Below are 11,711 nucleotides of genomic sequence, written 5' to 3'. Positions count from 1 at the left end.
AACTATTCTTTTGAAACGCCAGCAAGTTCCATCAGAGCATCGTGATCTTCGATAGTGATGTATTTACCTTTAACACTTAAGATGTCTGCTTTTTGGAAGCGACCTAATAGACGGCTGATGGTTTCAACAGTCAAACCAAGGTAGTTACCAATATCGCCACGAGTCATTGTTAAGCGGAACTCTCTTGGGCTAAAGCCACGTTGAGAGAAGCGAGTAGAAAGGTTGTAAAGGAATGCAGCAAGACGCTCTTCCGCGTTCTTTTTAGAAAGAAGCAGAATCATTTCTTGGTCACCTTTAATCTCGTTACTCATCAGACGCATAATTTGCTGACGCAATTTAGGCATTTTTCCTGATAAGTCGTCAAGGATCTCGTATGGAATTTCACATACCATAGAAGTTTCAAGTGCTTGTGCAAAGCTAGGGTGTTCGTCACCCGTAATCGCATCGAAGCCAACAAGGTCGCCCGCTAGGTGGAATGCCGTAATCTGCTCATCACCTTGTTCGGTAATCGTGTAACTCTTGATCGTTCCAGAGCGAATAGCATACAGAGATTTAAGCTCGTCACCGGCTTTAAATAACTCTTGGCCTTTTTGAATAGGCTTTTTTCTCTCAATGATCTGATCAAGTTGATCGAGTTCAGATTCATTCAAAGTAAATGGGATACAGAGCTGGCTAATACTACAATCCTGGCAGTGGATTGCACAGCCACCAGACTGAACACGTTTCGTCACAGGCTTTTCAGAAATCATAACAATCTTTCACTATTTGATATACGTCAATATTTTAGCATTCCTTTATCCAGTTGGGTAGTAAAAAAACCGGATTTAAAGAACGGTTATACGGTATAAATAATGAGCTGCAGTGCCATATAACCAGTATAAAAACCGTAAATAAGGATTAGAATTGCACCTAGTTGACGAAATAAGTCGGCTTGTTGCAGTTTCTTGAGGAAATTTGCGCCCATACCAACAGTAAGCATGGCAGGTAGCGTCCCTAAACCGAAGGCAAGCATGATACCCGCTCCGTTATACCAACTTCCCGATACCGCTGCCCAAGTCAGCATAGAGTAAACAAGGCCACATGGAAGCCAGCCCCAGATGAAACCAAATGGTAAAGCATGGCTAGGGTGCTTTAATGGTAGAAATGATTTACCTACAGGAGATATGTAACGCCATAGCTTCTGTCCGACTTTTTCAAAGAACAGCAAGCCAAACCACCATTTACCGATGTACAAACCTAAGATAATCATGAAGACGGCAGCAAATAACCGAAGCCAACCAAGCAAGGCATTAAAATCGCTTAGCTGGCCAATTGAAGAAATTGCACCGCCAATCACGCCGCCAATTACGGCATAGCTTAACAGTCGTCCGAAATTATAAAGGAGGGGAATAACAGGGGAAGGTTTACTGTTGCCAATAGACAGAAGCGACGCAATACCACCACACATTCCCATGCAATGGCCTGCGCCGATCAATCCCACAACAAAAGCGCCAATCCAATCAGGCGCCATCATTCTTTTTTTCTACGTTAGATTGTGTTTCAGTCGAGCTTTGTTTCTTGTCACTCTCTCTCGAGGCTGTAGTAGCCTTAGTCGGCTTGGTATCAACATTAACATGGCTATCTTCATCAAACAGAATGTTATGCCCTTGGCGTTCAAGGTCTTCAAACTGTTCACTCTTAACTGCCCATAGAAAGATACCGACAGCGATACACACAAGAACGATCGCAATTGGAATGAGGATGTATAAACTTTCCATTATTTACCTTGCTCTTTTAAAAGCCTTAACGAGTTAGACACAACTATAATAGAGCTTGCAGACATGCCAACAACGGCAATGTAAGGAGCGACCAAACCTGCTACAGCCAATGGAAGAATAAGTAGGTTATATCCCAATGACCACGCTAAGTTCTCACGGATTATCTTACGCGTTTTAAGCGCCAATGTACGTGATTTAAGTAATCTATCGAGTTTATCGCCCAATAACACCATATCAGCAGAGGCTTTCGCTACATCCGTACCGCCGCCCATCGCAACCGAAAGGTGAGCACCGGCAAGAATAGGAGCATCGTTGATACCGTCACCCACCATCATCGTGATGTCTGTTGCGTCTCTAGAGTTTAGGTAAGCAAGTTTGTCTTCCGGTTTCGCGTTAGCAACAATGTCAGTAATACCAATCTCTGCCGCCACAGGCTTCGCATTAATCAAAGAATCGCCCGTCAGCAGAGTGGTTTTGATTCCCGCTTCTTTGAATTGCTTAATGAACTCGATACTTTCTTTACGAATCGGGTCTTCATAAGTGAACGTTGCAATATGACGACCTGCCATCGACAAGTAAATACCGTTGCTTTCAGATGGCTGAGCTTCACCTAGAATGAACTCGCTGCTACCAATTGCCACTTCTTGACCATTCCACTCGCCAGTAATGCCAGAACCAATCACGTTGTTCACCGACTCTACTTCGATACCATCAGAAATATGAGTTTTGAACGCTTTGGCGATAGGGTGGTTAGCATGTTGTTCCAAGCTCGCCGCGACTTGCAGGCATGTTTCTTTATCAAGGTCAGCAAACATCTCGACTTTGCTGATACGAATATCACCTTCAGTCAGCGTGCCCGTCTTATCGATGATTAAGTGGTTCACTTTACATAAGGTTTCGAATACGTGGCCTTTGCGCAGCAAAATACCAAAGTTACCCATGCGAGATGTTGAACACGTAATTGCTGTCGGCGTCGCAAGAGACAGAGCACAAGGGCAGGTCGCCACTAACACTGAAAGCATGATCCAGAATGCGTCTTCTGGACGTGTTTGATGCCAATAGAACCAAGTCCCAAAGGAAATGATTAAGATAACCGCAACAAAGTATCGCGCTACCACATCGGCAATTTCAGCAATTCTAGGCTTAGAAAGTTGAGCTTCATCTTGAAGACGAACAATATTGGAGATAACCGAATCCGCTTTAGAGGTCATCACTTCTAATTCGAACGATTCATCACCATTCAGTGTGCCAGCAAAGACGGTATCACCTTCGCTCTTAACCACATGGATCGATTCGCCAGTCAGCATTGATTCATCAATATGAACTCTGCCAGACAATACTTTGCCATCGGCAGGAATGTGTTCACCCGGTAAAACGCGAATTTGGTCGCCAACTTTTAAGGTTTTTACCGGAACTTGTTCACCGTCTAACGTTGTTGCCATTGCGGGAACCAACTTAAGCAGGTTACCACTCGCAGCGGCGGCTTTACGGCGAGCGCGCATTTCAAGGAAACGACCAAGCAAAAGGAAAAAGGTAAACATCGAGATAGATTCGAAGAATACTTCGCCTTGCTCTGTCACCGTTGCCACTAAACTTGCAACGTAGGCAAACAACAGAGCAATCGACACGGGAACGTCCATGCCCAAGGTTCGACCTTTGATACTGCGCCAAGCGTTAATATAGAAAGGTAATGCAGAGTAGAGCAGTACAGGCGTTGCGAAGATCAAACTTACCCAACGAAAGTAACTTTTGAATTCAGGCTCAAGGCTGCCAAAAACTTCGAGGTAAAGTGCCACAGCCAGCATCATGACTTGCATGGTCGCTAAACCAGCAACACCAAGACGATAGAGATAATTCTTCATCGAACGATGATAAGCGGCTTCTTGTTGATCAGCCTCGAATGGTGCCGCTTTGTAGCCTAACCTATGAATCGCGGATAGCAACTCGCTCAGTTTGGCCTGAGTGTTGTCCCAGCTGAGCAAAGCGCGGTTAGTCGTTGTATTAACACGAATACTAACAACTCCAAGCTTTGAGGATACTTGTTTCTCAATGAGCCATGCACAGGCAGCACAAGAGACACCTTCTAGTGACAATGTCACTTCAGAGGTGTTTTCAGAGTTACGAACGAACTCCAATTGAACATCTTCGTTGTCGTAATGACTGAGTGCCAGAAGCTGTTCTGGCACCAGATCCGCTTTTTCAGCTGGAGCAGTACGGTATTGGTAATAAGAGACCAAACCGCTTTCTATGATTGTCTGAGCTACGGTTTCGCAACCCGGACAACACATCGGTCGAACCGACCCTAAGATTTCTACTTTAAAATCCGTTTCCGCTGGTACATCTTCACCGCAGTGATAACAGGATTCACACATAAGCTTTAGTTCGTTAGTTGAGTAGGAGTATCAATAGGGAAGTTCATGCGACCTTGCACCAACCATTCAGAATCATGCGGAGAAAGCTCGATAAACCATGGACCTTGCATTTCATGGTCCAGAGTCAACGTGTAGTTGCCGCTCGCATCAGCCGTCAGTAGCTGAGTGAAATCACGGTCAGGTAATGTGCGGTGGGCGAACATTGCGTTAATAGCAGGGAAGTGATCAAGCTTACCTTTGTCTAGAGTAATGATAACCGAGTTACCTTTCTCGTTAACTGAAGCAGATAGGCCAAGCTCTTTAGCAATGTTGACTTTTGAAATGTCGACATTAATGCCTTTTCCTTTTTTATAGTAATCTTCACTTACAAGGTGAACTGAATGGTTGGTCAGTATCGCAACTCGAACCAACGTTAGCATAGAAACGCCAACGGTTAGAAAGAGCAAAAACCACGGCCAAAACTGCTTATACCAAGGCTGAACCATATTATTATTCTCAATATATACAATGAAATAAAACTTTTTTACAAACACTTAAGGTTTTAACTGTAAAAGAAAGACAGCCCCTTCAGAAGGGGCTGTTATTATTATGTTACTCTTTATCTGAGTTACTGAGGCTCCACACGTAGGATGAAACTAGCTGTACTTTGTCTTCGCCTAGAATATCTTTCCAAGCAGGCATTACGCCAGAGCGTCCGTACATAACTGTTTCCGTCACATCAGCGCGAGAATCGCCGAATAACCAGTCGCGGTCTGTCAGGTCAGGAGCCCCTACAGCAGGGTTACCTTTACCATCCGTACCATGACATGCTGCACATACAACAAAACGTGCTTTACCAGCTTCAGCTTCACGAGCGTTCACACTACGTCCAGAAAGGCTAAGCGTGTAGCTAACCACTTCTTTAACGCCTTGCTCCCCAAGTGCATCTTTCCAGCCAGGCATTTGGCCAACACGACCATGCATGATAGTTGTCACGATAGCTTGTGGTTCACCACCATATAGCCATGCGTCATCAGTTAGGTTAGGGAAACCTTTCTGACCACGTGCATCAGAGCCGTGACACTGAGAACAGTTTTGTAGGAACAAACGTTGGCCCACTTTGATTGCTTCAGCATCAGATGCGATGTCAGGAACAGAACGTAGACCATTTTCGTCGTGAGCTAGCTTTTTGAATGCTTCACCAAAGTAGGTGTCTGCATCATCAAGCTCTTTCGCGTATGCATCTAACTGTTTGTTTGCTTGCGCAGCAGCGATTGCAGAGCGAGACTCTTCTACGCTACGAACTGTTTGGTTTGAACTAGTCCAACCTAGTAGACCTTTAAAGTTACCAAGGCCTGGGTATAGAGCTAGATAAACAGCTGCAAACACAATTGTGCTAACGAAAAGGTATGTCCACCATTTAGGTAGTGGGTTATTAAGCTCACGAATACCATCGTATTCATGGCCCATGTCATGACCTTCTTCTACACCTGTTTTATCGTTGGAACACCAACGAAGTAAGGCTGCACAACCAATCAGGGTACCGATTGTGATTACTGTTACCCAAATACTCCAGAATGTACTCATTACTTCGTCACTCCTTGATCTATATCTTTCGCAGGTGCTTCATCAGCGAACACTAGGTTTGCATCTTCGTCGAAGCGCGACTTACGATTTTTACCGAAAGCCCACCAAACGATGCCGATGAAACAAGCAAAAACAGTAACAGTCCAAACACTTTGAAATGTAATAATGTCCATAATTATTCCTTATTTCATTGCGTGGCCAAGCGATTGAAGGTAAGCGATGATTGCATCCATCTCTGTTTTTCCTTCAACATCTTGTTTAGCGTTAGCAATTTGTTCGTCTGTGTAAGGAACACCAAATTGATTGCGGAAGAGTTCAAGCTTCTGCTTAGTCAATTTGCCATCAAGTACATTCTCAGCAAGCCATGGGAAACCAGGCATGTTTGATTCAGGAACAAGTTCGCGTGGGTCTAGAAGGTGAACACGGTGCCACTCATCAGAGTAACGATCACCAACACGCGCTAGGTCTGGACCAGTACGCTTAGAACCCCATAGGAATGGATGTTCCCAAACGCTTTCGCCCGCTACAGAGTAGTGGCCGTAACGTTCAGTTTCAGAGCGGAAAGGACGAATCATTTGGCTGTGACATACGTTACAACCTTCACGAATGTAAATATCACGACCTTCCATTTCCAGAGCAGAGTAAACGCGTAGGTTTTCTACAGGTTCAGTCGTCTGCTTTTGGAAAATAAGCGGAGTGATTTCTACTAAAGCACCAAAGCTGATTGCGATAACGATTAAGATCGCTAGTAGACCAACGTTTTTCTCGACCAACTCATGGCGATTATTTGAATTTGAGCTCATTCTAAATCTCCTTAAGCCGGTTGAGGGATAGCTTTAAGGCTATCTTTAGGTGCAGAAACAGTTTTGTACGTGTTGTATGCCAGTAAGAACATACCAGATAGGAAGATGAGACCACCTAAGAAGCGTACAAAGTAGAACGGGTAAGAAGCTTCTACAGATTCTACAAAGCTGTAAGTCAATGTACCGTCAGAGTTAACTGCACGCCACATCAGACCTTGCATCACACCAGAGATCCACATTGCAACAATGTAGAAAACGGTACCAATCGTTGCTAACCAGAAGTGAACATTGATTAGAGATACAGAGTACATACGCTCTTGACCAAATAGTTTAGGAACTAAGTGGTAAACCGAACCAATTGAAACCATTGCAACCCAACCTAACGCACCAGAGTGAACGTGACCAATAGTCCAGTCCGTGTAGTGAGATAGTGCATTAACCGTTTTGATTGCCATCATTGGGCCTTCGAAAGTCGACATGCCGTAGAATGATAGAGAAACGATTAGGAAACGGAGGATTGGGTCGTAACGTAGCTTATGCCACGCGCCAGATAGAGTCATAATACCGTTGATCATGCCACCCCAAGATGGAGCAAACAGAACCAAAGACATAACCATACCTAGAGACTGAGTCCAGTCTGGAAGTGCAGTGTAGTGTAGGTGGTGAGGACCAGCCCAGATATACAGAGACACAAGAGCCCAGAAGTGAACAATCGACAAACGGTAAGAGTAAACAGGGCGACCAGCTTGTTTAGGAACGAAGTAATACATCATACCTAGGAAACCAGCTGTCAATAGGAAGCCTACCGCATTGTGTCCGTACCACCATTGCACCATTGCATCGATAGCACCGGAGTAAATCGAGTACGATTTAAACGCAGATACTGGAACAGCTAGACTGTTCACTATGTGCAACACGGCAACCGTGATGATGAAGGCTCCGAAGAACCAGTTAGCTACATAAATGTGCGATGTCTTACGCTTAATCATAGTTCCGAAGAACACGACGGCATAAGCTACCCACACAAGAGTAATAGCAATATCGATTGGCCATTCAAGTTCTGCGTATTCTTTACCAGAGGTTAAACCTAACGGTAAAGTAATCGCAGCGGACAGGATAATCGCTTGCCAACCCCAAAAGGTAAAGGCTACGAGAGGACCACCAAAGAGACGCGTCTGACAGGTACGTTGAACAACATAATATGATGTTGCAAACAGCGCACTTGTACCGAACGCAAAAATAACCGCATTAGTATGCAGGGGACGTAAACGACTGTACGTCAACCACGGCGTATCAAAGTTTAGCTGTGGCCAAACTAATTGAGCGGCAATCAAAACACCAACGCCCATACCGACAATACCCCACAAAATTGTAACGAGGGTAAATTGACGGACGACCGTATAGTTGTAGTTTTGTTCAAGCTGCTTTTCTTGGCTCATTTGCATGCTTCCAATTTCTTATTTACTACACTTTACTTCCAACACGACTCACGTCGTAATACCACCCAAATTAGAAAAGGAAATTCAGCCTATTCAGGGCTTTATTTCCACTTGCTGATTTTAAAAAAAGTGGTATTTTCAACGCGACACTATACTTGAATTAACAAATCAATGACAGAGTAGTAACCTTACGCTTGGTCTGGAATTGGATTTTTATTTAAAAACTTTGAACTTTGTAACAAGGAGTAAAGATTATAATGGCGGCACAAAAGCTAACAAAAGGCAGGCTTGCTCAAATTATCGGCATGTTGGTTGTTTTAATAGCGGCATTTACTTGGAGAACAGTGACATACGACCAAGACGAGACGATAAACTGTATAGTTTCAAAACCTTGTCAAATTACTATTGATAAACATAATGTTTTAATTTCGGACGATAACCTAGGCTATTTAATCGAAACATCTAAAACTGGTGAATTTATCATTAGCCATGATGGAGAGGGAATTCTAGAGGAAAATGAAGCGTCAAATTTGGTATTGAAAACGACGGATAAAGCTTCATCAATAACCATCACATTCCCACAACAAAGTGGCACATATTTAGTCAACATTTCAAAAGAATAACAAAGCATAGAAATCACTTACACCGTAGTTTATTGATAGAAAGATGTACTAAATCAGTAAAACTTAATGCATAAAGGTGTTATAAATAAGCTATTAATAAAGTATTCAGAAATCTATGAAATTTCGCTCAAAAGTCTCTTATTCCTTAGATGATAAAATTGCGGTAGATGAGTTACTCTCTGGAGTTGAGACCCCAGAGCAGATAGCTTGTCTCATTTGCTACTGTACAGAAGAGTATTCAACACTCGCTGTACAGCGATATTTGGTAGACGCTCTTCCAAATACTCCTATCCACGGATGCACTACTTGCCATGGCATCATGACAGAAACTGGATTTCATTCAGGGCCAGTCATTGGCGTTCTTATCATCTATGACTCAGGGATCAATGCCTATGGAACCGGCATCGAACACTTTTCGGATTCAATAGAAACAAGTACCTTTCGAGCTATCGACAAAGCACTGATAAATGCAAATAGAGAGGGTGAAATACCTGACTTAATCTTACTTCATTCCACTCCTGGTAATGAAGAGAAGGTGATGGCGGCTATCGATACAAAATTTGGTACAGAGGTACCCATTGTTGGTGGTAGCGCCGCTGACAATCAAGTGTCCGGAAATTGGAGCATATTCAACGAAGAGTCTCTCTCTATTAACGGCGTATCGTTGACTGTAGTATTTGCATCGCAATCTATATATTCATCACTAAGCTCAGGGCATACGCCGACTCAATTTTCAGGTACCGTCACCAAGGTAAGAAATCGAATACTATTAGAGATCGACAATAGGCCTGCAACCACCGTTTATAATGAATGGACCAATTTTCATTTAGGTGGCAGTGATGATGGGTATATTTTTGAAAAATCGACCGTTTATCCATTAGGCCGAAAGGTCGGTTCCTCTTACGACTACCCATATTTCAAGTTATCGCATTCGATCAGAGAAACTGAGTGTAACGGTATCGAGTTGTTCACTGATATAAATGAAGGCGACACCATCTATTTGATGCAGGGCTCTAAGCAACAACTTATCAGCCGTGCCGCCAACATCATTCATTCTTCTTATTATAACGACATGGATCTTGAAGAAAAATTAGGGGCGATCAACATATTTTGCGCAGGACCAATGCTACACCTGAAACAAGATATGGATGAGGTCTGCGACCAGATAAATCAGGCACTTAACGGCCTGCCATATATCTGTCCGTTTACTTTTGGCGAGCAAGGAAGGCTCTCTGGTGGGGAAAACGCGCACGGAAACTTGATGGTATCCTCAGCAACGTTTTATAGGTTAAAAAAGTAATGAGTACCGAAGGTCAAGAAGCGCTGCAAGAAGCTCGTATTGAACTGCAAAAACTAAAACTCCGTGAACGAAAACTCGCTGAAGAGAATAGGGTGATCTTATCGACTATCTCTGCGATCAGTAAAGCGGGTAACATTTCCGAGATATTCTCTAGCTTGGAGTTTGTCCTCAAGAAATACATTAAATTCGATGACTTTATTGTGGTATCAAGGGTAGGGAACGACGGTGCTTTCAAAACCTTGTTAACCAATAACAAAGTCTTTGAACAGATGAAATGGAACGATTGCGGCAAGCTTTCGCGTGTCATCAATGGAGAATGCGCCATCCTTTTTGAACCCAAATCTCTGGGTGAATTCAACTCTTTGCATCCCATTGTTCTCGACCAAATTAACTCCGTTCTGATCACTGGTATTGATAGTGGTCTAACTCAATCCGTCATTATCTTTATCCACTCCAACACCAAGCACTTCAGCATTGAAACCAAAGCAACCTTAAACCGTTTCCGTCCTCTAATTGAACGAGCAGTCTTCGATATAGAGAACAAAGAAAAACTTGAAGCTACAGTAAGAGAACGAACCGCAGAGCTTGTTAACGCAAGAAAGGAAGCAGAAGAAGCCAACAAAGCGAAATCTGAATTCCTCGCGATGATGAGTCACGAGCTCAGGACACCGTTGAACGCCATTATTGGACTAATCGACACACTAAAATCCACCGCGCTAACTCAAGACCAGCAATCTATACTGCTTAATATGAGTACATCGTCTGAGCTTTTGCTGGCTATTATCAGTGACGTGTTAGATTTCTCTAAGATCGAATCTGGGTGTTTCTCGTTAGCACCTCAGTGGAACAACGTAAGAGACACTGTCACTTTTGTTTTATCCGAACAAAGAAAGGCCGCAGACAGCAAAGGTTTAGCCTTGACGGTAACAACCGATATCCCTGAAGACGAGCTTCATTATATCGACCAGAGTCGTTTGGCGCAGATCCTCTTTAATTTGATTGGCAATGCAATCAAGTTTACCGAGCGCGGACAAGTACATGTGTCGATCAAGTATCAACAAAGCTCGTTCTATATCACGGTAGAAGATTCAGGGATTGGAATCAGCGCGCAGCAGCTTTCGTCATTATTCAGTCCGTTTGTTCAAGCCGATAGCACGATTACTAGAAGGTTTGGTGGTACAGGCTTAGGATTGGCGATCACCAAACGTCTTGTTGAGTTGATGCGAGGTCGAATCTTTGTAAACAGCGAGCTAGGACAAGGCTCCAAGTTCGAAGTGCAATTGCCAGTTTCGACGAGAGTCGTCTGTGACAAAACAAGCAGACAGAACGATCTGCAGATTCAAGAACAACCAAGAAGTCGATACTCAGTATTGGTTGTAGAAGACAATCCAACCAATCAAATGGTTATAAAGTTAATCTTAACGCGACAAGGCCACGAGGTTTTCATCGCAAGCAACGGAGAAGAAGCCATAGGCTTTATTGAAAGAGACAGCGATTCAATAGACATTATCTTAATGGATGTGTCGATGCCGGTAATGGATGGATTGACCACAACCAAATACATGAGAGAAGCAAACATACAAACACCAATTGTCGCGCTAACAGCACACACATCAGTAGAAGACCGATTTTCTTGTTTAGATGTCGGCATGAATGATTTCGTCACCAAGCCAGTAAGAACCAAAGAAATTACTGAAGCAATTGACAGACTAATGCTTGAAGTCTAATAAATATATTCTGAATCGAAGATTAGGATATATGTTTATTAGGTATTTTATGGTAAATAGCCTTACTGTTAAATAGAACACTGAACTAGCACTAAAAAGAGAGACAGGGCATCACACAATGAGA

The 11,711-nt window shown here is 43.3% G+C and carries 12 protein-coding genes; 3 read left to right on the top strand and 9 right to left on the bottom strand.

The genetic code is table 11. The features are described 5' to 3' along the window. Positions 1 to 2: 2 nt before the first annotated feature. From IHV80_RS07750 to ccoN, 9 genes are all read right to left on the bottom strand, one after another. On the bottom strand, positions 3 to 749 hold the full coding sequence (locus tag IHV80_RS07750) for an FNR family transcription factor (protein WP_004733691.1): 747 nt from the start codon (positions 747 to 749) through the stop codon (positions 3 to 5). An 86-nt stretch (positions 750 to 835) separates the two neighbouring features. Beyond that, entirely contained in the window at positions 836 to 1,510 is a 675-nt protein-coding gene (locus IHV80_RS07745; protein WP_192890730.1) for a sulfite exporter TauE/SafE family protein, read from the bottom strand. Continuing rightward, positions 1,500 to 1,757, bottom strand: coding sequence for a cbb3-type cytochrome oxidase assembly protein CcoS (ccoS, locus tag IHV80_RS07740; RefSeq protein WP_192890651.1), 258 nt, complete (start codon positions 1,755 to 1,757; stop codon positions 1,500 to 1,502). Before ccoS ends, IHV80_RS07745 begins: the two co-directional genes overlap by 11 nt. Further along, positions 1,757 to 4,129: a heavy metal translocating P-type ATPase gene (locus IHV80_RS07735; protein ID WP_192890650.1), complete on the bottom strand. Its 2,373-nt coding sequence runs from the start codon at positions 4,127 to 4,129 to the stop codon at positions 1,757 to 1,759. Before IHV80_RS07735 ends, ccoS begins: the two co-directional genes overlap by 1 nt. A 5-nt stretch (positions 4,130 to 4,134) precedes the next feature. Then, positions 4,135 to 4,614 carry a FixH family protein gene (locus IHV80_RS07730; protein ID WP_192890649.1) on the bottom strand — a complete coding sequence of 160 codons (480 nt, stop codon included), beginning with the start codon at positions 4,612 to 4,614 and terminating at the stop codon, positions 4,135 to 4,137. 106 nt (positions 4,615 to 4,720) lie between these two features. After that, complete coding sequence (gene ccoP / locus IHV80_RS07725) at positions 4,721 to 5,695, bottom strand: cytochrome-c oxidase, cbb3-type subunit III (protein WP_192890648.1); 975 nt, start codon at positions 5,693 to 5,695, stop codon at positions 4,721 to 4,723. Beyond that, positions 5,695 to 5,868 (bottom strand): cbb3-type cytochrome oxidase subunit 3, encoded by a 174-nt coding sequence (locus tag IHV80_RS07720; RefSeq protein WP_192890647.1) that lies wholly within the window; start codon positions 5,866 to 5,868, stop codon positions 5,695 to 5,697. The genes ccoP and IHV80_RS07720 overlap by 1 nt, the downstream gene beginning before the upstream one ends. A 9-nt stretch (positions 5,869 to 5,877) precedes the next feature. Beyond that, complete coding sequence (ccoO, locus tag IHV80_RS07715) at positions 5,878 to 6,498, bottom strand: cytochrome-c oxidase, cbb3-type subunit II (protein ID WP_016767204.1); 621 nt, start codon at positions 6,496 to 6,498, stop codon at positions 5,878 to 5,880. Positions 6,499 to 6,509: 11 nt separating this feature from the next. Continuing rightward, positions 6,510 to 7,943 (bottom strand): cytochrome-c oxidase, cbb3-type subunit I, encoded by a 1,434-nt coding sequence (gene ccoN, locus IHV80_RS07710; RefSeq protein WP_102437077.1) that lies wholly within the window; start codon positions 7,941 to 7,943, stop codon positions 6,510 to 6,512. A gap of 251 nt (positions 7,944 to 8,194) precedes the next feature. On the opposite strand from ccoN, the gene IHV80_RS07705 reads away from it, so the two are divergent. The 3 genes from IHV80_RS07705 to IHV80_RS07695 all read left to right on the top strand — a co-directional run bounded on the left by IHV80_RS07705 (position 8,195) and on the right by IHV80_RS07695 (position 11,587). Beyond that, positions 8,195 to 8,560, top strand: a complete 366-nt coding sequence (locus tag IHV80_RS07705; protein WP_192890646.1) for a hypothetical protein — start codon at positions 8,195 to 8,197, stop codon at positions 8,558 to 8,560. A gap of 115 nt (positions 8,561 to 8,675) precedes the next feature. Next, complete coding sequence (locus tag IHV80_RS07700) at positions 8,676 to 9,860, top strand: FIST signal transduction protein (RefSeq protein WP_192890645.1); 1,185 nt, start codon at positions 8,676 to 8,678, stop codon at positions 9,858 to 9,860. Further along, positions 9,860 to 11,587 carry a response regulator gene (locus IHV80_RS07695; protein ID WP_192890644.1) on the top strand — a complete coding sequence of 576 codons (1,728 nt, stop codon included), beginning with the start codon at positions 9,860 to 9,862 and terminating at the stop codon, positions 11,585 to 11,587. The genes IHV80_RS07700 and IHV80_RS07695 overlap by 1 nt, the downstream gene beginning before the upstream one ends. The last annotated feature ends 124 nt before the right edge of the window (positions 11,588 to 11,711 follow it).

This window comes from Vibrio bathopelagicus (assembly GCF_014879975.1).
Lineage (GTDB): Bacteria > Pseudomonadota > Gammaproteobacteria > Enterobacterales > Vibrionaceae > Vibrio > Vibrio bathopelagicus.
Note: the sequence above shows the minus strand (reverse complement) of the source record. Positions and strands in the feature narration are given on the sequence as shown.